The sequence below is a fragment of the Streptomyces albidus (ex Kaewkla and Franco 2022) genome, from assembly GCF_013870515.1.
Classification (GTDB): Bacteria; Actinomycetota; Actinomycetes; order Streptomycetales; family Streptomycetaceae; genus Streptomyces; species Streptomyces albidus.
On the sequence record NZ_JACBXA010000032.1, the window covers coordinates 15,838 to 38,096 of the forward strand.

General features: G+C 70.9%; 24 protein-coding genes. 10 read left to right on the plus strand and 14 right to left on the minus strand.

The genetic code is table 11. The features are described 5' to 3' along the window. Nucleotides 1-36 precede the first annotated feature (36 nt). The 3 genes from H5J26_RS08230 to H5J26_RS08240 all read left to right on the plus strand — a co-directional run bounded on the left by H5J26_RS08230 (nt 37) and on the right by H5J26_RS08240 (nt 3,348). On the plus strand, nt 37-1,560 hold the full coding sequence (locus H5J26_RS08230) for an amino acid permease (RefSeq protein ID WP_309237829.1): 1,524 nt from the start codon (nt 37-39) through the stop codon (nt 1,558-1,560). 217 nt (nt 1,561-1,777) lie between these two features. Further along, nucleotides 1,778-2,206 carry a VOC family protein gene (locus H5J26_RS08235; RefSeq protein WP_181765070.1) on the plus strand — a complete coding sequence of 143 codons (429 nt, stop codon included), beginning with the start codon at nt 1,778-1,780 and terminating at the stop codon, nt 2,204-2,206. A gap of 110 nt (nt 2,207-2,316) precedes the next feature. Then, the gene (locus tag H5J26_RS08240) at nt 2,317-3,348 is read left to right on the plus strand and encodes a glutathione S-transferase family protein (protein WP_181765071.1); all 1,032 of its coding nucleotides are present in this window, start codon (nt 2,317-2,319) and stop codon (nt 3,346-3,348) included. Between the two features lie 57 nt (nt 3,349-3,405). Here the strand turns inward: H5J26_RS08240 and H5J26_RS08245 are convergent, their stop codons facing one another. Further along, nucleotides 3,406-4,278: an alpha/beta fold hydrolase gene (locus H5J26_RS08245; protein WP_181765072.1), complete on the minus strand. Its 873-nt coding sequence runs from the start codon at nt 4,276-4,278 to the stop codon at nt 3,406-3,408. A gap of 145 nt (nt 4,279-4,423) precedes the next feature. Between H5J26_RS08245 and H5J26_RS08250 the strand changes: the two genes are divergently transcribed. Continuing rightward, nucleotides 4,424-5,353 carry an RNA polymerase sigma-70 factor gene (locus tag H5J26_RS08250; protein WP_309237830.1) on the plus strand — a complete coding sequence of 310 codons (930 nt, stop codon included), beginning with the start codon at nt 4,424-4,426 and terminating at the stop codon, nt 5,351-5,353. Between the two features lie 19 nt (nt 5,354-5,372). Here the strand turns inward: H5J26_RS08250 and H5J26_RS08255 are convergent, their stop codons facing one another. Beyond that, the gene (locus H5J26_RS08255; protein ID WP_181765073.1) at nt 5,373-6,128 is read right to left on the minus strand and encodes an SDR family oxidoreductase; all 756 of its coding nucleotides are present in this window, start codon (nt 6,126-6,128) and stop codon (nt 5,373-5,375) included. A gap of 209 nt (nt 6,129-6,337) precedes the next feature. Between H5J26_RS08255 and H5J26_RS08260 the strand changes: the two genes are divergently transcribed. Further along, nucleotides 6,338-7,081 carry a GntR family transcriptional regulator gene (locus H5J26_RS08260; protein ID WP_181765074.1) on the plus strand — a complete coding sequence of 248 codons (744 nt, stop codon included), beginning with the start codon at nt 6,338-6,340 and terminating at the stop codon, nt 7,079-7,081. A 60-nt stretch (nt 7,082-7,141) separates the two neighbouring features. Here H5J26_RS08260 and H5J26_RS08265 read toward each other — a convergent pair whose 3' ends face one another. Further along, on the minus strand, nt 7,142-8,302 hold the full coding sequence (locus tag H5J26_RS08265; protein ID WP_181765075.1) for an ROK family protein: 1,161 nt from the start codon (nt 8,300-8,302) through the stop codon (nt 7,142-7,144). Nucleotides 8,303-8,590: 288 nt separating this feature from the next. On the opposite strand from H5J26_RS08265, the gene H5J26_RS08270 reads away from it, so the two are divergent. Together H5J26_RS08270 and H5J26_RS08275 are read left to right on the plus strand one after the other, a co-directional pair. Further along, nucleotides 8,591-9,181, plus strand: a complete 591-nt coding sequence (locus H5J26_RS08270; RefSeq protein ID WP_309237831.1) for a hypothetical protein — start codon at nt 8,591-8,593, stop codon at nt 9,179-9,181. Further along, nucleotides 9,126-9,725, plus strand: coding sequence for a YdcF family protein (locus tag H5J26_RS08275; protein WP_181765076.1), 600 nt, complete (start codon nt 9,126-9,128; stop codon nt 9,723-9,725). Before H5J26_RS08270 ends, H5J26_RS08275 begins: the two co-directional genes overlap by 56 nt. A gap of 229 nt (nt 9,726-9,954) precedes the next feature. On the opposite strand, the gene mug is transcribed toward H5J26_RS08275, so the two are convergent. The 7 genes from mug to H5J26_RS08310 all read right to left on the minus strand — a co-directional run bounded on the left by mug (nt 9,955) and on the right by H5J26_RS08310 (nt 16,487). After that, nucleotides 9,955-10,482 carry a G/U mismatch-specific DNA glycosylase gene (gene mug / locus H5J26_RS08280; RefSeq protein WP_309237832.1) on the minus strand — a complete coding sequence of 176 codons (528 nt, stop codon included), beginning with the start codon at nt 10,480-10,482 and terminating at the stop codon, nt 9,955-9,957. A gap of 65 nt (nt 10,483-10,547) precedes the next feature. Continuing rightward, nucleotides 10,548-11,978 carry an adenylosuccinate lyase gene (purB, locus tag H5J26_RS08285; RefSeq protein ID WP_181765077.1) on the minus strand — a complete coding sequence of 477 codons (1,431 nt, stop codon included), beginning with the start codon at nt 11,976-11,978 and terminating at the stop codon, nt 10,548-10,550. 33 nt (nt 11,979-12,011) lie between these two features. Next, nucleotides 12,012-12,815: an SGNH/GDSL hydrolase family protein gene (locus H5J26_RS08290; protein ID WP_210771113.1), complete on the minus strand. Its 804-nt coding sequence runs from the start codon at nt 12,813-12,815 to the stop codon at nt 12,012-12,014. Nucleotides 12,816-12,990: 175 nt separating this feature from the next. Beyond that, nucleotides 12,991-14,019 (minus strand): hemolysin family protein, encoded by a 1,029-nt coding sequence (locus H5J26_RS08295; protein ID WP_181765078.1) that lies wholly within the window; start codon nt 14,017-14,019, stop codon nt 12,991-12,993. Continuing rightward, nucleotides 14,016-15,362: a hemolysin family protein gene (locus H5J26_RS08300; RefSeq protein ID WP_181765079.1), complete on the minus strand. Its 1,347-nt coding sequence runs from the start codon at nt 15,360-15,362 to the stop codon at nt 14,016-14,018. The genes H5J26_RS08295 and H5J26_RS08300 overlap by 4 nt, the downstream gene beginning before the upstream one ends. Before the next feature lie 234 nt (nt 15,363-15,596). Next, nucleotides 15,597-16,052, minus strand: coding sequence for a GNAT family N-acetyltransferase (locus tag H5J26_RS08305; protein ID WP_328514947.1), 456 nt, complete (start codon nt 16,050-16,052; stop codon nt 15,597-15,599). Nucleotides 16,053-16,106: 54 nt separating this feature from the next. Further along, nucleotides 16,107-16,487 carry a hypothetical protein gene (locus H5J26_RS08310; protein ID WP_181765093.1) on the minus strand — a complete coding sequence of 127 codons (381 nt, stop codon included), beginning with the start codon at nt 16,485-16,487 and terminating at the stop codon, nt 16,107-16,109. Nucleotides 16,488-16,585: 98 nt separating this feature from the next. Here H5J26_RS08310 and H5J26_RS08315 point away from each other — a divergent pair, with 98 nt between their 5' ends. Next, nucleotides 16,586-16,831, plus strand: coding sequence for a toxin-antitoxin system HicB family antitoxin (locus tag H5J26_RS08315; protein WP_181765081.1), 246 nt, complete (start codon nt 16,586-16,588; stop codon nt 16,829-16,831). Further along, entirely contained in the window at nt 16,828-17,199 is a 372-nt protein-coding gene (locus tag H5J26_RS08320; protein WP_181765082.1) for a fic family toxin-antitoxin system, toxin component, read from the plus strand. Before H5J26_RS08315 ends, H5J26_RS08320 begins: the two co-directional genes overlap by 4 nt. A gap of 84 nt (nt 17,200-17,283) precedes the next feature. Here H5J26_RS08320 and H5J26_RS08325 read toward each other — a convergent pair whose 3' ends face one another. The 4 genes from H5J26_RS08325 to bioB all read right to left on the minus strand — a co-directional run bounded on the left by H5J26_RS08325 (nt 17,284) and on the right by bioB (nt 21,150). Next, on the minus strand, nt 17,284-17,958 hold the full coding sequence (locus H5J26_RS08325; RefSeq protein WP_181765083.1) for a class I SAM-dependent methyltransferase: 675 nt from the start codon (nt 17,956-17,958) through the stop codon (nt 17,284-17,286). A 99-nt stretch (nt 17,959-18,057) separates the two neighbouring features. After that, nucleotides 18,058-18,744 carry a dethiobiotin synthase gene (gene bioD / locus H5J26_RS08330; RefSeq protein ID WP_419183768.1) on the minus strand — a complete coding sequence of 229 codons (687 nt, stop codon included), beginning with the start codon at nt 18,742-18,744 and terminating at the stop codon, nt 18,058-18,060. Between the two features lie 22 nt (nt 18,745-18,766). Continuing rightward, nucleotides 18,767-20,059, minus strand: coding sequence for an adenosylmethionine--8-amino-7-oxononanoate transaminase (locus H5J26_RS08335; protein WP_181765085.1), 1,293 nt, complete (start codon nt 20,057-20,059; stop codon nt 18,767-18,769). A gap of 26 nt (nt 20,060-20,085) precedes the next feature. After that, nucleotides 20,086-21,150, minus strand: coding sequence for a biotin synthase BioB (gene bioB / locus H5J26_RS08340; RefSeq protein WP_181765086.1), 1,065 nt, complete (start codon nt 21,148-21,150; stop codon nt 20,086-20,088). A 230-nt stretch (nt 21,151-21,380) separates the two neighbouring features. Here bioB and H5J26_RS08345 point away from each other — a divergent pair. Beyond that, on the plus strand, nt 21,381-22,259 hold an 879-nt coding region (locus H5J26_RS08345), incomplete at its 3' end, for an aminotransferase class I/II-fold pyridoxal phosphate-dependent enzyme (RefSeq protein ID WP_181765087.1).

Below are 22,259 nucleotides of genomic sequence, written 5' to 3' on the forward strand. Positions count from 1 at the left end.
TTCACATCCGCTTCTGCAACACCTTCGGAGGTCTCCGTGTTTCCCACCGCCAGGTCACGTCACGCGGACCGCATCGACGACGACGCCAAGCTGCGAGATCTCGGGTACCACCCCGTACTGGTGCGGCGCATGGGCTCGTTCGGCAACTTCGCCATCAGCTTCTCGGTCATCTCGGTGCTGTCCGGATGCATGACGCTGTACGGCTTCGGCCTGGTCACGGGCGGACCCGCGGTGATGCTGTGGGGATGGGTCCTGGTGGGCCTGATGGTGATGTTCGTGGGCGCCGGGCTCGCCGAGGTCACCAGCGCGTACCCCACATCCGGAGCCCTCTACTACATGGCCGACCAGCTCGGCGGCCGCCGTTGGGGCTGGTACACCGGCTGGCTGAACCTCCTCGGGCTGCTGGGGACACTTGCCGGCATCGACTACGGCGCGGCCATGTTCACCGGTGCGCTGCTCAACCTCCAGTGGGGGATCGCACCGACACCCGGAACCGTCATGGTGATCTTCCTGATCATCCTGATGCTGCACGCGACGCTGAACCTCTTCGGCGTACGCCTCGTCAGCGTGCTGAACTCCGTGAGCGTGTGGTGGCACTTCGCCGGTGTCGCCGTGATCGTCGCCGCGCTGACGTTCGTACCGTCCCAGCACCGTGAGGCGTCGTTCGTCTTCGGTGAGTTCGTGAACGACACCGGATGGTCGAGCTCGGTGTACGTGATCATGATCGGGCTGCTGCTCGCCCAGTACACCTTCACCGGTTACGACGCCAGCGCCCACCTCTCGGAGGAGACGACCAACGCGGAGGTCAGTGCCGCGAGCGGCATCGTACGGGCCGTCGGATGGTCGTGGCTGGCGGGCTTCGTACTGCTGGTGGGCATCACCTTCGCCATCCAGGACTACGCCGGGACCCAGAACACGGCCACCGGGGTGCCGCCCGCGCAGGTCTTCCTCGACGCGCTAGGGCTGACCGGGGCGAAGCTTCTGCTGCTCATCGTGATCGTGGCGCAGCTCTTCTGCGGCAACGCTGAGGTCGCCGCGGCCAGCCGGATGGTGTTTGCCTTCTCCCGCGACGGCGCCCTGCCCTTCTCCTCGCAGTGGCGCCGCGTCAGCACGCGCACCGGCACGCCTTCGAGTGCCGTACTGCTGACCGTGGCCGCCGCCGCGCTGCTGGCGTTCCCGGCCCTGTTCAGCAAGGCGGCATACAGCGCCGTGACCGCGATCGCGGTCATCGGGGTCACGCCTGCCTACGCCATTCCCATCTTCCTGCGGCTGCGCAACAAGGAGCGCTTCCAGCAGGGCAAGTGGAACCTGGGGCGCTGGGGTGTGCCCATCGGCTGGATCGCGGTGATCTGGGTGGTCTTCGTGACCATGCTCTTCTGCCTCCCGCAGTCCAGCCCCGTGACCATCGACTCCTTCAACTACGCGCCCCTCGCGCTGATCGCCGTACTCGCGCTGGCGACCTTCTGGTGGGCCGTGGCGGGGCGGCGCGCGTACACGACGCCCACGCACTCCGGCAGCGGAGACCGTGAACTCGCCGAGATGAGCGACGAGATCGTCTGACCCCACTGCGCGGACGGGGCCACGCCGGAGCCTGCTCCGGCCGACGCCAGGGAGCGTGCTGTGTGCACGTTCCCGTGCGTCGGTCCGGACAGCCCTAGGCACGAGGACGGACCCGCCCCTCCGGCCCGGGTCCGATGTCTGCCCGCTCACCCGTGCATACGGTTCCCTGTGCGGTTCGCCGCGCACATGCCCGTACGGCCGTGAACAGGGAGGCCCCATGCCCGCGAACGGACGCAGCCACATCCGCATCGCCCGCCCCTCACGGGACTTGGAAGCGGCCGAGCGCTTCTGGACCGCCGGGCTGGGCCTGGAGGTGCTGTACCGCAAGGAGCCCGAGCCCGGCGAGGAGGAGACCGAGGAGGGCTACGCGCTGCTGATGGTCGGGTGGCGCGACGCCGACTGGCATCTGGAGCTCGCCCTCCACCCGCGGCGGCCCGTCGTGCCCTCACCCGGCGCGGAGGACCTGCTGGTGATCTACCTGGACGGCCCAGTGCCCGGCGAGCTGGTGACACGCCTCGAGGAGGCGGGCGGCACGCGAGTGCGAGCGCACAATCCGTACTGGGACACCTGGGGCGTGACCGTGCGGGACCCCGACGGCTACAACCTCGTCCTGTGCACCCGCGGATGGTCCAACACGGACGTGTGACCTGAAGAGACGGCCCGGTCCGGGCCGCCGGAGACCGGCCCGGAAGGCAGCAGTGGATCAGCGAGGACGGGGTAGGCCTTCTGCGATGTCGGACGGAAGGGACACGAACGATGACCCGCGAGGGTGACGAGAGCATGGACGGCAACGAGAAGTACGGCAGGAAGGCCTTCAAGAGGTCCAAGAGCCACTTCGCGGACCGCATCACGGCGGACGGCGCCGACGGCTGGCCGGTGGAAGCGGGCCGCTACCGGCTCGTCATCAACAGGGCCTGCCCGTGGGCGAGTCGTGCCGCCATCTCGCGGCGTCTTCTCGGCCTGGAGGACGCGCTCTCCATGGGCGTCACCGATCCCCTCCAGGACGAGAAGAGCTGGCGCTTCACCCTCGATCCGGGCGGCAAGGACCCGGTTCTGGGCATCCGGTACCTCCACGAGGCCTACGACGCCCGCGAGACCGGCTATCCGGGAGGCGTGAGCGTCCCGGCGATCGTGGACGTGCCCAGCGGCCGGCTGGTCACCAACGACTTCCAGCAGATGACGCTCGATCTGGCCACCGAGTGGAGCGCACTGTTCAGGCCCGGCGCCCCCGATCTGTATCCCGAGGCGCTGCGCGGTGAGATCGACGAGGTGAGCGAGGGGGTCTACCGGGACTTCAACAACGGCGTCTACCGTGCCGGGTTCGCCACGAACCAGGAGGAGTACGAGGAGGCGTGCGGTGACGTCTTCCGCCGCCTCGGTCTGCTCTCCGAGAGGCTGAAGGACCGGCGCTACCTCGTCGGTGAGAGCATCACCGAGGCCGACATCCGCCTCTTCACCACGCTGGTGCGCTTCGACGCCGTCTACCACGGCCACTTCAAGTGCAACCGCTACAAGCTCGCCGAGGACCCGGTCCTGTGGGCCTACGCGCGAGACCTGTACCAGACGCCGGGCTTCGGCGACACGGTCGACTTCGACCACATCAAGCGGCACTACTACCAGGTGCACACGGGCATCAATCCGACGGCGATCGTGCCGGTCGGCCCGGAGCTGTCCGGATGGCTGACCCCGCACCACCGTGAACAGCTCGGCGGCAACCCGTTCGGTGACGGCACGCCACCCGGTCGCGTGCCGGAAGCGGAGCAGATCCCGGCGGACCACCGGCCCTGAAGCCGGCAGCCGGCCGGGCACGCCCCCGGCCGGCGACGGGTACGGTCCCGCCGGCCGTCAGACCGACTGAGCCGTCTCCAGCACGAGCCGCGCGACCATGGCCGGGTCGTCGTTCATCGGCACGTGACCGCAGCCGCGCAGAGCGACCAGGCGCGCGCTCGGAATCGCCTTCTTCGCCCGCACGCCCTGACGGCGCAGCAGCAGCCTGTCCTTGTCTCCCCAGCCGATGGTGACAGGCACGTCCGGGATGTCCTGGTCGAAGAGCACCTCGGGGCTGCGGCCCACCTCGAGCGTCGGAGCGAACCCGGTGGCCGCCCGCATCGACCGCGTCTCGGCGATCACGGCCTCCGGTGAACGGCGGCCGGGGCGGGCGTAGATGGTGCTGGTGAGCGCGGCGCGCCCCGCGGCGGTCCGGGCCAGCCGCTGGAGCATCCCGTCCGGAATGGCCTTGGCGCCCGCGCGCATGCCCATCAGCAGCGCGTAGGCGTAGCGCCTTTCGGCGCCGGTCCAGAAACCGGCGGGGGAGAGGGCCGTGACCGACCGCGCGTGGCCGTGGAGCGCCAGCTCCAGCGCGAGAAGGCCGCCTAGGGAATTGCCCACCACATGCGGCCGTTCCAGACCGAGAGTGCTTATCGCCTCGCCCAACAGGGGTATGACGCTGCCCAGTTCGTAGGAGTGGCCCTCCGGCAGCGTGGGCGAGGCGCCGAAGCCGGGAAGGTCGACGGCGACCACCTCGTACGAGGCGGCCAGGATGCTCAACACCGGCTCCCAGGCCTGCCAGTGGTGTCCGATGCCGTGCAGCAGGACCACGGGTTCTCCGCTGCCGCGCCTCTCGTAGGCCAGCTCGAAGGGGGGCTTCCCGTCGGGGGTGACCTGGAGGAAGGAATCGGTCTCGCGTACGGGCACGTGGGGCGAGGCGACGGCGGCCATGGTCCACTCCTCGTGTGGCTCGGGTACCGGTTGGCTGGTGACGGGCGGCTGAAGGGGCGCGCTCTTTCGTAGACACGATGTCAGCAAGAGGCCCGTCGTGGAAGCCTCCCGCAGCAGTCCGAAGGCGGAGTGCCATCATGGGCCGGTGAACGCCGACGAGATCGACGCGGCCGGCGGTGCCGCATCCGGCACCGACGCGACCGAGGTCTTCCAGCAGCACCGACCCGTCCTACTCGGCGTCGCCTACCGCATGCTCGGACGGGTCGCCGACGCCGAGGACGTCGTCCAGGAGGCATGGCTGCGCTGGGCGTCCGCCGACGCGGAGGCCGTGCGCAGCCCCAAGGCGTTTCTCGTCCGGGTCACCACACGGCTCGCCATCGACCGGCTGCGCTCGGCCCAGTCACGGCGCGAGACGTACGTGGGCCCGTGGCTTCCCGAACCTCTGCCCACCGACGTCAGCTCCGCCCCGGAACCGGACGCGGCGGAGCGTGTGACGCTGGGTGAGTCCGTCTCGCTCGCCCTGCTCGTGGTGCTGGAGTCCCTCTCGCCGCTGGAGCGGGCGGTGTTCGTGCTGCGTGAGGCGTTCGGATTCCCCTACGCGGAGATCGCCACCGTCCTGGACCGCGGTGAACCCGCCGTACGCCAACTCGCCGGGCGCGCCCGCAGCCACGTGGCCGAGCGGCGCCCCCGCTACGAGGTCGACCCCGCGCAGCAGCGCGACCTGACCGAGCGCTTCCTGGAGGCCGCGAGGAAGGGCGACATGGCAGCGCTGCTCGAACTGCTCGCTCCGGACGCCCGCCTCATCGGTGACGGCGGCGGCAAGGCCAAGGCGCCGATGCGCACCATCACCTCCGCGACCAAGGTCAGCCGGTTCTTCGCCGCCATCGTTCAACAGAGCGGCCTGGGCGCCCAGTTGAACTTCCTCGAACTAAACGGCGGCCCGGCCGTCCTCGCCGTGGTCGACGGCGCCGGCGTGGTGATGCAGCTGGACGTGGCCGACTCCAGGATCCAGTGCGTCTACCTCATCGCGAACCCCGACAAGATCGCGCACCTGCTCCCGGGGCAGCCCGCGTGACGGGCCGGCGGCGTCGGCGTCACGCGCCGCCGGAGACCCGCAGCACCGCTCCCGTGGTGAACGAGGACTCGTCCGACATCAGCCAGGCCACGGCGTCCGCGATCTCGTGCGGCTCGCCGGGACGGCCCAGCGGAATCGTCTCGGCCTTGCGCCATGCCCGGTCGGGATCGCCCATCGCCGCGTGCATGTCGGTGAGCACGGCTCCCGGCTGAACGGAGTTGACCCGCACGCCCTCCGGCCCGAACTCCTTCGCCAGGCCGACCGTCATCGCATCCACGGCTGCCTTGGACGCCGCGTAGTGCACGTACTCTCCCGGAGCGCCGAGCGTCGCCGCTCCGGAGGAGATGTTGACGACACAGCCGCCCTCGCCGCCGTGCCGCGTGGACATCTCCAGCAGCGCACGCCGTGCACACAGCAGTGCGCCCAGCAGGTTCACGTCGAGAACGCGGCGCATCACCGTGGTCGGCGTCTGTGTGAACCGCCCCAGAGGTCCGGTGACGCCGGCGTTGTTCACCAGGCCCGTCACGGGCCCGAGTTCCTGGCGTACGACGTCGAAGAGGCGGTCCACCTGGTCCTCGACGCTGACGTCGAGCTGGACCGGAACCGCGCGCACCCCCTCGGCGCGCACGGCTCTCGCGGTCTGCTCGGCGCTGTCCCGTCCTGACTCGTAGCCGATTCCGATGTGGTGTCCCGCCCGCGCGAGCCGTACGGCGACGGCCGCACCGATGCCCCGGCCGCCACCGGTGACGACGGTTACCCGCTGCTGTGGCGACATGCATGACCTCCCGTGGCGAGCGAACGATGATCGATCATTGCACCCCGTCGTGGCCAGGCGGAACAGCTTCGTGAGCCAAAGGATTGGTCTTGACCAAGAGGGGGGCCCGGCCTATCGTCGGCCATACGCAACAACCTTTAAAAAACAAGCACGTATAAAGCCCCGGCCGCCCCCGGCGGGGCTGTACGCGGGGAATGCGGAGGCCCACTGTGGGGACCACACAAGTGGATGCGGTGCCGGAGCCGAAGTACTGGCACCTGAAGACCGTGCTGTCGGACGCGCTGGACTCCGAGTTCACCGTCGGTGAGATTCTTCCGAACGAGCGTGAACTGGCAGCCCGTTTCGGCGTCGCACGCGCCACCCTCCGACAGGCCCTCGAACAGCTGGAGTTGGAAGGGCGCCTGCAGCGCCGTCGCGGCGTGGGTACGACGGTCGCGCCGCCCCGCTTCGGCGTCGACGTCGGCCCCGGCGAGCTCAGCTGGCCCGGTGCGCCGGACGACGCGTGGCAGACAGCCGACTGCGAGGAGGCCGCACCGCCCGCCTCCGTCGCGGCGATGCTCAGTGAGGGGCCCGACGCCCCGGTGCACTCCGTGCGCCGCACGCGGATGACGCACGGGCAGCCCGTCGCCACGGAGATGCTCTACGTGCCTCACGCGTCGGTGCCCGGGATGTCCGGCATCGAGTCCGCCGGCGGTTCGGCGCGGGGCCGTGCCGTCCTGCGTGAACTGCACCGCCTCGAACTGGAAGGCCAGGAGCGCGCGGTGGAGCTGGGCTCGGCCCGCGCGGACGACGCGCGGCAGCTGGACCGGCTCCCGGGAGCACCCGTCCTGGTGGTCACCACCCGGTACTTCGCGCAGGGCGTGACCGCCGCCGTCGCGGTCTCCACCTACCGGGCCGACACCTGCCGGCTCACCTTCGGTGACACGGCGCCCGTCGCGCTCATGGCCGGCTGACCCACGTCCGACGGGGATTCAGGCCGGGCGGCCCGGGGATCAACGGGCCGTGTTCACGGTTCAGTCGACATCGACGCTGAAGAGCTCGCGCTCGACCTGGTCGAGCGCGAGCCGCAGCGCCCCGGTCGCCACCGCCGCCTCGCCCAGAGCTGACAGCTCCACCCGGGGCGGCCGCAGGCAGTAGCGCTCCAACTCGCCGCGCAGCGGCTCCAGTACGTCGTCCAGCCCCGAGGCCCAGCCGCCGATCACCACCAACTCCGGGTCCAGGGCCAGTACAAGGGCGGCCACGTCGTGAACGAGCCGCTGCACGAACCGCTCCATGGCGTGCTCCGCCCGCTCGTCCCCGGCGCGCGCGAGAGCGAACACCCGCGCCACGGCGGCCTCGTCCAGCGGGTGCAACGGCTCGTCGGTGGTGGACAACAGCGCCTCGGGGCTGTCCTCGCGGCCCAGGAGATGCAGTGCGCCGATCTCCCCGGCGGCTCCTCCGAACCCGCGGTGCAGCCGTCCGCCGATCAGTGAGCCCGCGCCGGGACTGAGCCCGACCAGCACCATCACCACGTCCTCGGCGCCGCGCGCCGCGCCCTTCCAACGCTCGGCGACCACACCGGCGTTGGCGTCGTTCTCGATGAACACCGGGCAGCGGAAGGCCTCCCGGAGACGCTCGCCGAGCGGCAGCCCGGTCCAGCCCGGCAGGGCCGTGCCCAGTCGTACGGTGCCGTCCGCCTCCACGATCCCCGGCGTGCCCACGCCGACGGCGCGCAGCGACTCCTGCCGCACCTCGTTCGTGGCGAGCAGTTCACGGATGGCCTCGTGCGCCGTGGCCAGCCGCTCGTCCGCGGGGGCGTTCTCGGGGACGTCGTGCGCGACCGTACCCGTGAACCGGCCCGTCAGATCGCACAGTACGGCGGCGATGCGGTGGGAGCCGATCTCGACGCCGAGCGCGTGACCCGCCTCGGCGCGGAACCGGAAGCGGCGCGCGGGGCGCCCGCGGCGGGCGGCATGCACGCCGTCCGTGGCTTCCTCCTCCGCCTCAGCCGCCAGGCCCGCGTCGATGAGCCCCTCGACGACGCCTTCCACGGTGGGCCGGGAGAGTTCGGTGGCGTGGGAGAGGTCGGTGAGCGTCAGGGGAGCGCGGCCGAACTCCGAGCTCAGTACGCGCAGCACGGCAGTGGAGTTGATTCGTCGCAGCAGAGAAGGATCTCTGCCCGAGAGCCGCATCAAGTCCGCCTCCCCGCATGTTCCCGTGACGCGGATCGTATCGTCTGCCTCCGGTTACTGCGAGTACGGGATTTCCGCCCGGACGCGCTGATGAAGGCTCGCAGAGCGAGGTCGACCGCTCGCAGAACGGGGCCGACGTCCATGCCCTGCGGCGTGCGCCCGACCCCGCATCAGCCAGGTGCAAGTGGCCGGCCGTGCAGGCCACCGCGACGCCGCCGGTGCTCAACCGCCCGCGGAGCGAGGTCCGTTGGGACGAAGCCGGATGTCGGTGCCCGGCGGTTTACTTGGACCATGGCCGGTACCACCGCACAACACCTCGCGACGATCGATCTGTTACGCGCTCTCGCCTTCCCGGCCCGGCGAGCAAGGTCGGACTCCGTGGTCAGCGGTCCGGGCTATCACATAGCCGAACTGGCCACGAGCGAGGAGTTCTGGGAGGACGACGGCACAGGGCGGCTCGCGGCACTCGAGCAATACGAGGCGGAGTGCGGCGCGTTGAGCGTCGTGCTCTCCGCGCGCTGGGGCGAGCCGCAGGTCTTCAGCTTGTGGAGCACGCTCGTCAGGAGCACCCGGGGCGGGGGCGGCGTTCAGGAGGAGTCCTGGCAGCCCTGGGCGGAGCTGAGCGCGGGCGTTCCCTGTCTGGATCTGTGGCGTGCGGGGGAGAGGTGGATCGCGCTCGGCGTCTCTCAGCACGATGCCGAACTGCCCTTCCAACTGGTCGCAGCGGTCACCGTCAACGACCCGGTCCAGGAGGGCCCTGGCAGTGCGTCGTCTGCAGTGCGGTCGGTGCGCGCTGTTCGGTGCCGTGGCGTCCTAGGGTTGTCGCATGCGATCAGCGTGGGGACTGGCAGTGGGTGCAGCTGCGGTCCTGACCTGGAGTGAGTGGTTGAACTGGCGTTGGTCTCGAACCCTCGTCGGAAACTGCGACGGTGCTTCCGCGGCCGTGGTCGTGCCGGGCTTCCGCAATCCGCACGGGGCGATCAACACCGTCAATCGGTGGCGGGTCCGTGCCGGCCTTCGATCCATCGGCTCCGGCAGCGCGCGCGACACCCGGGTGATCTTCAGTGGCGGCGCGACCGGCAGCGGTCCCGCGGAGGCCCAGCTGATGGCCGACTACGCGGTATCTGTGCTCAAGTTCGAGGGCCGCGTTGTCATCGAAGACCGGAGCATGACCACTTGGGAAAACGTGACCAATGTGATCCCCCTGCTCGAAGGCGTCGACCGCATCAAGATCGCCTCCCAGCCGGCTCACGCGCTCAAGGCTCGCATGTACTTGCGTCGGCAGCGCCCTGATCTCGCTGAGCGGCTTGTACGTGCCGATGACTACCGCCCCGGCGAGTGGATCGTCCTCAAACCGCTGCTGGCCCTGTACGGCCTCTGGACGCTCCGCAGTCTCAAAGCCGAGGAACGGCAGCTCGCGCATTAGCCGGCCGCTCCCGCGCCGGCGCCACATCTTGAGCCCACGCCAGCGATAAGCGGGCGAACACGCGCTTCACGACCCGGCGTTGACTGCCCAGGCCCGGATCCGTGCCGCGGCGAGCCTCCCCGGATCATCGGTTCCGGAGTGATCGGACCACCACGATGATGTGCTCGGTGTGCGAGGGGCCGGCCGAAGCCGTGGGAAGCCGACGACGCGTTGCATTCCGTCAGCAGCTCTAAGTCCCCCGGGACCGGCCGCCGTCCGCATCGTGCTCGTCCGCTTCGGCCGCTGCCCGCAGGTTCCCGAACTCCCCGGCCATGGCCGCCGGCGTCCAATGGGCGTTCAGGCCACTGGGGTTGGGCAGGACCCACACCCGTGCGCCGCCGATCTCGCGTTCCTGCGGTCCGATCCGGGCGGCACGGTCCTCGAAGGCGATCCGGTAAGCGGTCACACCCACCACCGCGAGCCAGAGGGGACGCAGCCGCCGCACCTTCTCCTCCAGCAGCGTCCCGCCCTCGCGGTACTCCTCCGCGCTCAGCTCGTCCGCACGCGCAGTGGCCCGCTGCACGACGTTGGTGATGCCCAGCCCGCACGCGAGCAACTCGCCCTCCTCGTCGGGACGCAGCTGCCGCGGAGTGAACCCCGAGGCGTGCAGCGCCGGCCAGAAGCGGTTGCCGGGACGGGCGAAGTGGTGGCCCGTCGCGGCGGACATCAGCCCGGGGTTGATGCCGCAGAAGAGCACCCGCAGCCCCTCTGCCGTCACGTCCGGGACGGTCTTGCCCCGGGCGGCCTCCAGTTGCTCCCGGCTGAAGCGGGGAGCGCGCGGTGTCAGAGGATCGCCCCCGGCGTGTACGACGCGGCCTCCGGGTGCTGCTTGGCGATCTCGTCGATGCGGGCGACCACTGCGGCAACCTGAGCGCCCGCCGCCCCGGTGAAGGCGAGCCGGTCGTCCATCAGGGCGTTGAGCTCGTCCCGTCCGAGCGGGATCCGCTCGTCCGTGGCCAGCCGGTCGAGCAGCTCGTTGCGCTCGGCGCCCGCCCGCAGTGCCAGCGCCGAGGCGACGGCGTGCTCCTTGATCACCTCGTGTGCGCTCTCCCGGCCGACTCCGGCACGTACCGACGCCATGAGGACCTTCGTGGTGGCCAGGAAGGGGAGGTAGCGGTCGAGTTCGCGTTCCACGACGGCGGGGAAGGCACCGAACTCCTCGAGCACCGTCAGGAACGTCTCCACCAGCCCGTCGAAGGCGAAGAAGGCGTCGGGCAGCGCCACGCGCCGCACGACGGAGCAGGAGACGTCGCCTTCGTTCCACTGGTCGCCGGCGAGCTCGCCCGTCATCGAGGAGTAGCCGCGCAGGACGACCATCAGGCCGTTGACGCGCTCGCAGGAGCGGGTGTTCATCTTGTGGGGCATCGCGGACGAGCCGACCTGCCCCTCCTTGAAGCCCTCGGTGACCAGCTCCTGCCCCGCCATCAGCCGGATCGTCTTGGCCAGCGACGAGGGCGCGGCGGCGAGCTGCACCAGGGCGGTCACGGCGTCGTGGTCGAGGGAGCGGGGATAGACCTGCCCGACAGAGGTGAAGGCGTGCCCGAACCCGAGGTGCCGGGCCACCCTCTGCTCCAGCTCGGAGAGCTTGTCCTCGTCGCCGCCCAGCAGGTCGAGCATGTCCTGCGACGTGCCGACCGGGCCCTTGATGCCGCGCAGCGGGTAGCGGGCGAGCAGGTCGGTCAACCGCTCGTATGCGACGAGGAGTTCGTCGGCGGCGGTGGCGAAGCGCTTGCCGAGCGTCGTGGCCTGCGCGGCCACGTTGTGCGAGCGTCCTGCCATCACCGTCTCGGCGTGCTCACCGGCCAGCTTGCCCAGACGCGACAGCAGGGCGACGGTGCGGTCACGCGCCAGCTCCAGCGAAAGGCGGATCTGAAGCTGCTCGACGTTCTCCGTCAGGTCGCGCGAGGTCATGCCCTTGTGCACGTGCTCGTGGCCGGCGAGGGCGTTGAACTCCTCGATCCGGGCCTTCACATCGTGGCGCGTGACCTTCTCGCGCTCCGCGATCGAGGCCAGGTCGACGCTGGTGAGCACGCGCTCGTAGTCGGCGATGGCCTGCTCGGGGACGTCGACGCCCAGGTCCTGCTGGGCCCGCAGCACCGCGAGCCACAGCCGCCGCTCCAGCACCACCTTCTCTTCGGGGGACCACAGGCGTGCCAGCTGAGTGGAGGCGTAACGGGAGGCGAGGACGTCCGGGATGCGGGGCTTGTCAGTCACACCACCCGATTCTACGGGGTGGGTATGCGGCCTCTACGGGGAGTCCTCGCAGGCCAGCGCTGTCAGTTCCGGCCGCTTCGGCGCGCGCCCGTCACCGCTGGAGCGGCCCGTCAGCCGGCGTCCGATCCAGGGGACCAGATGCTCCCGCGTGAAGCGCAGGTCCGCGCGGCGGCGGGCGAGCCAGGAGGGCGTGACGCCCGGCGGCAGCGGCGTGCGCCAGTCCGAGGTGGCGGGATGTCCCAGGGCCTGCCACACCGCTTCCGCCACCCTGCGGTGTCCCTCGTCCGTCAGGTGCAGGCGGTCGTCAGCCCACAGCCGCTGGTCGGCCAGCGTGCCGCCCGTGTAGAGGTCCACGACGGTCGCGCCGTGCCGCTCCGCAAGCTCGTCGATGAAGGTGAACAGGTGCTCCATGCGCGCCCGGTAGCGCTCCATCACGGGCCCCTGGCGTCCGGGGCTGCGCATCAGCACGAGCCGGCCGCAGCTCGGCGCGAGCTTGCCGACGGACTCCTCCAGCAGCCCGCGCACCCGCCCCATGTCGCACTTGGGGCGCAGCGTGTCGTTGAGCCCGCCGACGAGCGTGACCAGGTCGGCGCCCATCGCGGCGGCGACGTCGACCTGTTCGCTCGCGATCTGCCCGATGAGCTTGCCGCGCACCGCGAGATTCGCGTACCGGAAGCCTTCATGGGCCTCGGGCCCGGTGGCACCAGCACCGGGCCCGGTGAGGGGGCCCTCCGGCCCGCTGGGGGAGCCGGGGAGTTCCTCCACGCGGGCGGCGAGACGGGCGGCGAGCAGATCGGCCCAGCCACGGTAGGTGCCGTCCGGGAGGCGGTCCGACATGCCCTCGGTGAAGGAGTCGCCGAGAGCCACGAAGCTGCGGACGGCGAGTGCCTCACCGGTCTCGGACGTCGGGGGAGCCTCGATGGATTCCGGGGTGCTTGAAGGGTCGGTCGCGCTGGTCACGACCAGCCATCGTATCCGGTTGCTCAGGGCGACCTTCCCCGGCCCCCGGCCGCTACCGGAGTTCGTCCGAGGGGCTGTGGTGCACCAGTTCGCGCAGTACGTCCTCCATGGTCACGACGCCTTCCGTACCCCCGTCCTCGCCCATCACGGCTGCCAGGTGGGTACGGCTGGTGCGCATCGCGCCGAGCACGTCGTCCAGCGGCATCGACGCGTGGACGCGGGCGATCGGGCGCAGCGCCGTGGCCGGGAACGCCGCGTCACGCGGTATGGCGTCCAGCGCGTCCTTGACGTGCAGATACCCCAGCGCCCGGCCCCTGCTGTCGACGACGGGGAAACGGGAGTAGCCCGAAGTGGCCGACAGCTGCTCCAGCTCCTCCGGAGTCACACCCAGCCGCGCCGCCACCACCCGCTCCGTGGGCCGCGCGATCTCGCCGACCGGACGGCGTCCGAGCTCCAGGGCGTCGCGGAGACGTTCCATGGAACGCTCGTCCAGCAGCCCGGCCTCGGTGGAGTCCGCGACCATCTGCGCCAGTTCGTCGTCGGAGAAGGTCGAGGCCACCTCGTCCTTGGGCTCCACGCGCATCAGCTTCAGCAGGCTGTTGGCGAAGGCGTTCACCGTGAAGATCACCGGCCGCAGCGCCCGTGAGAACGCCACCAGCGGCGGCCCGAGCAGCAGTGCCACACGTTCGGGTCCGGCCAGGGCGATGTTCTTGGGCACCATCTCGCCCAGCAGCATGTGCGAGTACGTCGCCAGGGAGAGCGCGATGACGAAGGAGATGATGCGCGCCGCACCGTCCGGCATGCCCACCGCGTGGAAGACCGGCTCCAGCAGGTGCTCGATCGCGGGCTCCGCGACCACACCCAGCACCAGCGTGCACAGCGTGATGCCGAGCTGCGCCGCGGCGAGCAGCGCCGAGACGTGCTCCAGACCCCACATGACGCTCCGCGCCCGCCGGTCCCCCTCCTCGGCCCGCGGCTCGATCTGCGCACGCCGCACCGAGATCAGCGCGAACTCGGCGCCGACGAAGAAGGCGTTGGCGACGAGCGTCAGCAGCCCGATGAGCAGCTGTACCGCGGTCATCGCTCCTCCTCCCCTTCGAGCTCCTGCTCCTCCGCTTCGAGCGGAGCGGTCAGCTGTACGCGGGCGGCCCGGCGCCCCCGTGCGTCCACCACCTCGGTGTGCCAGCCCTCCACGTCGAGCTGGTCGCCGCGCTCCGGGATGCGCCCGAGCTGCGTGGCGACCAGGCCGGCGAGGGTCTCGTACGGCCCTTCGGGGGCACGCATGCCGATGCCCTCCAGCTGGTCGATGCGGGTGGCGCCGTCCGCGTCGTAGATCCTGCGCCCCTCCGGGTCCTGCCCGGCCGGCGCCAGGTCCGGGCGCTCCTGCGGATCGTGCTCGTCGCGGACCTCGCCGACGACCTCCTCGATGATGTCCTCGAGGGTCACCACGCCCGCCGTGCCGCCGTACTCGTCGATGACGATCGCGATGCTGCGGTCGCCGCCCGGCATGCGGTCCAGCAGCCGGTCGACGGTCAGTGACTCCGGGACGAGCAGCGGCTCGTGCATCAGCTCGGTCACCGGATAGCGGGGACGGTCGTCGGCGGGAACCGCCAGCACGTCCTTGATCCGCACGATGCCGACGACCGTGTCCAGGCCGCCGCGCACGACCGGGAACCGGGAGAGGCCGGTGGCGCGGGTGGCGTTGGCGACGTCCTCCGCGTTGGCCTGAACGTCCAGGGAGGTCACCTGGACCCTCGGCGTCATCACGTTCTCGGCGGTCAGCTCCGCGAGGTGCAGCGTCCGTACGAAGAGCTCGGCGGTGTCCGCCTCGAGTGCACCCTCCTTCGCGGAGTGCCGGGCGAGCGCCACCAGTTCCCGAGGGGAGCGGGCGGAGGCCAGCTCCTCGGTGGGCTCCAGCCCCATCAGGTGCAGGATGCGGTTGGCGGTGTTGTTCAGATGCCGGATCAGCGGGCGGAAGGCGGCGGAGAAGATCCGCTGCGGTGTGGCGACGGCCTTGGCGAGCGTCAGCGGCCGGGAGATGGCCCAGTTCTTCGGCACCAGTTCGCCGATGACCATCAGCACGATGGTGGACAGGGCCGTACCGACGACGAGCGCCGCCGAGGGCGCGGCCGATCGCGGAACGCCCGCCGCCTCCAGCGGGCCCGCGATCAGCTTGGCGATCGACGGCTCGGCGAGCATGCCCACCACGAGGTTGGTGACCGTGATGCCCAGCTGGGCCCCGGAGAGCTGGAAGGTCAGCGACCGCACGGCCTCCATGGCACTCTGCGCGCCGCGCTCCCCGCGCTGCACCGCCCGCTCGAGATCGGCGCGTTCGACCGTCGTCAGCGAGAACTCCGCCGCGACGAACGCACCGCAGGCCAGTGCGAGCAGCAGCGCCAGGAGGAGGAAGAGCACCTCCGTCATCGGGAGACCCCCACCCCGGAGCGGGCGGCACGTGGAGCGGGGAGGACGGAGGAGAGCGCCGCGCGGTGCCGGACACCGCGCTGTGTGCAGTTGGGAGGGTCGCCCATGGGCGGACTCTCACACCTTTCGGTCAGGGCTGCCCCCGCTGGAGGCGGGGTGGCTGAGTGACAGGAGTTGTTCATCGTAGTCGGGCGGGCCGACACCGCGTTCCCCGGCCCGAGGGCCCGTATGCGCTCAGACCAGGTATTTGACCCAGCGGCTCCACTGTGCCTGAGAGGCGTAGCCCGCGGCGCTCCAGGCGCCGTGCGCCGAGCCGTTGCGGTCCAGCACCATCGCGTCCGCCCGGCGCCCGCCAAGTGCGGTGAACCGTTGTTCGGCGGCCTCCAGCAGCGCGGTGGCCACTCCCCGTCGCCGGTACCGGGGATGCACCGCGAGGCGGTAGAGGTGGCAGCGCCAGCCGTCGAATCCGGCGATCACAGTGCCTGCCGGTGCGGGCCCGCCGCACTCGGCCAGGAGCAGGGCGCCCGGGTCGCGGTCGAGAAGCATGTCCAGCCCGGGACGGTCGTCGCTGATGCTCGTGCCCTCGGCGGCTTCGTTCCAGAATTCCAGTACGCGGTCGAGGTCTGCGCTGGTCGCGGCGCGTATCGCGAGATCGTCCATGGCGGTAGCCCAGCACCCCGCCGCCCTCACGGTGGCGGAATTCCATCATGCGGACGGTGTGCGAGGCGGCGGCACGGCGGAGCCTCAGCCGCGTACGCGCAGCGACGGCAGGAACAGCACCACCAGCACCACGAGATTCGCCACGGTCCCGAAGGGCAGGTACCAGAGGCCGCAGGCGGCGGCGATCACGAGTGCCCACCAGGCTCCCGCTGTCCCGGCGGCGAAGGCGGCCCCGGAGGCCAGGTAGAGCACGGCGTAGCCGACGAAGACCGCCTTGACCGGCAACGAACGCGGGTCGAGGCCCACACCCGGGACGAGGTGCGCCCACGGTCCCAGCCGGCCCGCGTGGGTCCCGCTGTCAGGCGTGACGAAGTCTCCGGTGAGCAGCGCGTGGAGCCCGTCGAAGAGCATCCATCCGCCGACGACCGTCACCAGAGCCGGTACGGCCCATCCCGCCCAGTGCACGCCCATTCCCCCTCGGCAGACGGCTCCCCGGCGCGGGCGCCGAAGGATGTCGGCCCCACGCCTGGCCGATGCTAGCGGAGGAGTGCTAGCGTTGTGGTGTGGCCAAGACTCAGCTGAACGTCCGTGTGGACGAGGCGACCGCGGAGACGGCGCGAGAGCGCGCCCTCGAGCGGGGGGTGAGCGTGAACCGCTACATCGAAGAGCTGGTCGAGCGCGACGCCGGCGAGGTGGGGCACACCTTCGTCGAAGCCGCCGCGGACTTCATGAGGAGTTACGAGTCGGTCTTCGCGGAGGAGTTCCCCGAACCGGTTCACCGCGAGAGCGAGGGTCGTCCGCGTACGTGACACTCCGCATCGATCTCGCCTGGCTTCTGATGGTCGCCGAGGCGAAAGCTCCGGGTGACCCCCGCATCACCGACTACGGCGCGCTTGTCGCCGCCGTCAGCAGGCACGAGGCAGCCATATTCGAGCGCCCCGTCTACCCCGAACCTCACGACCGCGCTGCAGCGTTGCTCCAACTGCTGCTGCACGTCCCCGCGTTGGAGCGGGGCAACGCCCTCTTCGCGTCGGCGGTCGCCTATGCGTACCTCGTGGCCAGCGGCCTGCCTGTCGCCACCTCTCCGGAGAAGATCCGCGACCTGGCCTGGCTGGTCAAGGACGGCTCGGCCGGAGTGCACGACATCGCCGGCGAACTGCGCACCTGGACGAACTGAGTCCATCGCAGGCCTTCAACTCCTCGGCGCCGGGCGGGAGTCCGGCTGGGCGAGACCTCGTCCGGCAGGGCGGACGCAGCTGCTTCAGGGGCAGTCGGCTCTGCCCAGCACATGGAAGGACGAGGGGAAGACGGGACCGTCCTGCGGCACCAGCAACCGCCGGAAGGAGACGTTCGTGAATCCCGCCGCCCCGATCTCCCCGACCGGGTCGCGCCCCGTGTGGCAGCCGCCGAACAGATGCGGCCACACCGTACGGTCCAGGGCGCGCTGGAACCGCATCATCCCCCGGCGCCCCTCGGCCGACCCGTGCTCGTAGAAGCGCAGCTCACCGCCGGGCCGCAGCACGCGCCGCAGCTCCAGAAGGGCCGGACGCACATCGGGCAGTGAGCACAGCACCAGCGAGCAGACCGCGGCGTCGAACGATTCGGACGGCACCGGCAGGTGCTGTGCGCTGCCCGCCACCACCTCCACCGGGACCGGTGCGTGCTCGGCCGCCGCGATGGCCGACTTCCGCAGATGCGGCTCGGGTTCCACCGCGATCACCTGCGTGACGGTCGCGGGATAGCGCGTGAAGTTGAGCCCGTTCCCCGGGCCCACCTCGATCACCCTCCCGGTGAGCCCGGCGAGCAACTCCTCACGGTGGGCGCCGACCCCCGCCCGTACGTCGGCGGACTCGCTCAGCCGGGTGTAGAACCGCGCGAACAGCGGATGACGCACCGTCTCTTCCGCCGGTTCCTGCTCCGCGCCCGGTAGAGCCATGAGTTGGGTCCCTCCGTCGAACTTCGTGACCAGGTGAACCGATTCTCCCCCAAAAAGGCTGAAGTGACGCCTTGACACCGCGAGAAGGGCAGGCATGTTTCAGTGCCAGGGGCCGTGGCGGCTGCCGCCGAGCTCCTCGGAAAGCCAACTCCGAGCCGACGCGCGGAAGTCGGCCCGCGACAAGGCGCCCGCCCCGGCGGGCAGAACACCGAGCAGCGCGGCGCCGGCGGCCCGCGGCAGATCCTGAAGGTTGCAGCGCGTCGCCAGATCGGGCTCCTTGGGAAGGCTGCCGATGACCACGCCCGCCACGCGCAGTTCACGGATGCGCAGCGCTTCCGTCGTCAAGGCCGTCGCGTTCAGAGTCCCCAGCCCTGCCGCGGCGACCACCAGCACCGGCGCCGCCAGCAGCCCGGCCACGTCCGCGAGGGTCGCCCCGTCCTCGTCGTAGCGCACCAGCAGGCCGCCGGCGCCCTCGACGAGGACCAGGTCGTGACCGGCGGCCAGTTTCCGGGCGGCTTCTGCGACCTGTGACGGGCGCACCGGATCAAGGCCGGCCCGCCGTGCCGCAGTCTCCGGCGCCATCGGCTCCGGATAGCGCGCGAGTTCGGCGCCTGTGACCTCGTCGCCCGCCAGACGCCGCACGTCGGCGACATCTCCGGGCTCCTCCGCGGCAAGTCCCGTCTGCGCGGGCTTGAGGACGGCGACCGACCGGCCCTGCTCGAGCGCCGCCGCGGCGAGAGCGGCCGTGACGACCGTCTTGCCGACCTCGGTGCCCGTGCCGGTCACGACCACGACTCCTCGCACGCGCTCAGCCCTCCGCAGCCGCGGCACACATGGCGTCGCAGATCAGGGCCACGTCCGCCTCGTCGGTCACGTACGGAGGCATCGCGTAGACCATGTCGCGGAAGGGCCGCAGCCACACCCCGGCCCCTGCGGCGGCTCGCGTCGCGGCGTCCATGTCGACGTCGTGGTCGAGCTGGAGCACGGCGATCGCACCGAGCACCCGCACGTCGACGACGCCCGGCAGGCCGCCCGCCCGGGACAGCCCGGCCTTCAGCCCGCTCTCGATCTTCCGTACCCGAGCCGCCCAGTCGCCGTCCAGAAGCAGGCCGATCGAGGCGTCGGCGACGGCGGCCGCGAGCGGATTGCCCATGAACGTCGGACCGTGCGCGAGTACGGGCACCTCACCCTGCGAGATCCCCTCCGCGACCCGCGACGTGCACACAGTGGCCGCCAGGGTCATGTAGCCCCCGGTCAGCGCCTTGCCGAGGCACATCACGTCAGGGGTGACCCCGGCGTGCTCCGACGCGAACAGCGCGCCCGTACGCCCGAAGCCGGTGGCGATCTCATCGAGTACGAGCAGCACGTCGTGCTCGTCGCACGCCTCACGCAGGGCCCGCACGTAGGCGGGGGAGTGGAATCGCATTCCACCGGCGCCCTGCACCACGGGTTCCACGATCACCGCGGCCAGCTCGTCCGCGTGCCGGGCGATCGTCTCCCGCAGGTGCGAGGTGTAGCGCTCGTCCGGAGCGGCGTCGAAGCCCGGGGGCGGTGCGTCGGCGAAGACCTGCCTCGGGAGCGCCCCGGACCACAACTCGTGCATGCCGCCTTCGGGATCGCATACGGACATCGGCTGCCAGGTGTCGCCGTGGTAGCCGCCGCGCCACGTCATCAGCCGCCGCTTGCCGGGGCGTCCCCGCGAACGCCAGTACTGGAGGCACATCTTGACCGCGACCTCGACCGAGACGGAACCGGAGTCGGCGAGGAAGACGTGCTCGAGACCGTCCGGCGTCAAATCGACAAGTCGTTTCGTCAACCGCACGGCGGGCTCATGGGTGAGCCCGCCGAACATGACATGGCTCATCCGGTCGAGCTGGGTGCGGGCCGCCTCGTTGAGTACGGGGTGGTTGTAGCCGTGCACCGCCGACCACCACGAGGACATCCCGTCCACCAACTCCCGCCGCCCGCACACCTTCTGGGCCAGACGCAGCCGCACCCCGGCCGCCGACTCGACGACCAGGGGCTGCGAGCGGCCGGGCATGGGGCCGTAGGGATGCCACACGTGCTGCCGGTCGAGAGCCAGCAACTCCTCCGGACTCATGGAGAGTTCACCCACCTCGACGGCGCTCAGGCGTTCGGCGGCAGGGCGGTGCCGGTGCCCCGGCGGCGCACGGCCACCAGTTCGTCGGTGCGGTGCTCGGGCATGGTCGTGGTGTCGGTGCCCTCGACCTCGAAACCGGCGTCCGCGATCATGTCCAGGTCGGCCTGCCCGGCCTGGCCCTCGCTGGTGAGGTAGTCGCCGAGGAAGATGGAGTTGGCCAGGTGCAGGGCCAGCGGCTGGAGTGACCGCAGGTGCACCTCGCGCCCGCCCGCCAGCCGCACCTCGGCGTCCGGGCAGACGAACCGCACCATGGCCAGGATGCGCAGCGCACGCTGCGGCGTCAGGTTCCACTCGCCGGCCAGCGGCGTGCCGTCGAACGGGATGAGGAAGTTGACCGGCACCGAGTCCGGGTCCAGCTCGCGCAGCGCGAAGACCACGTCCACCAGGTCCTCGTCGGTCTCACCCATCCCCGCGATCAGTCCCGAACAGGCCGACAGGCCCGCCGACTGCGCCTGACGCACGGTCTCCTGCCGGTCCGAGAAGTCGTGAGTGGTGCAGATGTCGGAGTAGGTCGCCTCGGAGGTGTTGAGGTTGTGGTTGTACGCGTCGGCGCCGGCCGCCTGCAGCTTCGCGGCCTGCCCCTCCGAGAGGAGTCCCAGACAGGCGCAGATCTCCACGCCCTCGTGCTCGTCCTTGATGGCGGAGATGGTCTTCGAGACGCGATCGAGGTCCCGGTCGGTCGGCCCGCGACCGCTGGCAACGAGACAGACCCGCTTGGCACCGCCCTTGAGACCCGCCGCGGCGGCCGAAGCGGCCTCATCCGGCTTCAGCCAGGTGTACTTGAGGATCTCGGCCTTCGAACCCAGCCGCTGGGAGCAGTACGAACAGTCCTCGGGGCACAGCCCGGACTTCAGGTTGACCAGATAATTCAGCTTCACTCTCCGCCCGTACCAGTGGCGCCGCACCTTCCCCGCGGCGGCGACCACGTCGAGCAGTTCCTCGTCGGAGGTCTCCAAAACGGCACGTGCCTCGTCGCGTGTGGGCAGCTCGCGCCGAAGCCCCTTCTCCACCAGTGTGTTCAGCAGGTCCATGGCGTCGATCCTTGCTGATTTCCCCGCTCGGGGCCAAGGAGTGAGGTCACAACACGGACGGGTGGAGGTGTGTGCATCACCACACCACACCCTCGCACGGCAGCGACTACCGTCTATGGACTGCATACAAAACCACCCCGCCAGGTGAGGCACCGTCGCGTGCCGGGGCCGGCGGATTCCGGCCCGGCCCGACCAGACAGACCCGCAACGGAAGCACGAGGAAGCGCGCCATGCCCGAGGAGCCCGAGACACGCCCCGAACCGTCCGGGTCCTCCCAGCCCAGCCAACTGCCCGCCCAGCAGGACCCGTTCGGCTGGATCGACGACGCCCGCAGCACCCGGGAGCGGGCCGGCCTCGTACGCGCGCTGCGCCCCCGTCCCGCCGAGTCCCCGCTGCTGGATCTGGCCGGCAACGACTACCTCGGGCTCACGCGCCATCCCGAGGTGACCGGCGCCGCGGCGGACGCGGCACGCGTGTGGGGCGCCGGCTCGACCGGCTCGCGACTGGTCACCGGCTCCACCGCCCTCCACGCCGAACTGGAGGCGGAACTTGCCGAGTTCTGCGGTTTCGAAGCGGCGCTCGTGCTCTCCTCGGGCTACGCGGCGAACCTCGCCGCCCTCACCGCGCTCACCGCCCCCGGCACCCTCCTCGTCTCCGACGCGGGCAACCACGCGTCTCTCATCGACGGCTGCCGCCTTTCGCGCGCCGAGACGGCCGTCGTGCCTCATGCCGACCCCGAAGCCGTGCGCAAGGCCCTGGACGGTCATGACGGGCGCGCCCTCGCCGTGACCGACTCCGTCTTCTCCGTGGACGGCGACGCCGCCCCGCTGCGGGAGCTGTCCGCCGCCTGCCGCGCACACGGTGCCGCGCTCGTCGTCGACGACGCTCACGGCCTGGGTGTGGTCGGGGAGGGCGGAAGGGGTGCGGTGCACGCCGCGGGGCTCGCAGGGGACGCCTCCACCGTCGTGACCGTCACCCTCTCCAAGTCCCTGGGCAGCCAGGGCGGAGCGGTCCTCGGACCGGCGCGCGTCATCGACCACCTCGTCGACACCGCCCGTACGTTCATCTTCGACACGGGGCTGGCCCCGGCGGCCGCCGGAGGCGCCCTC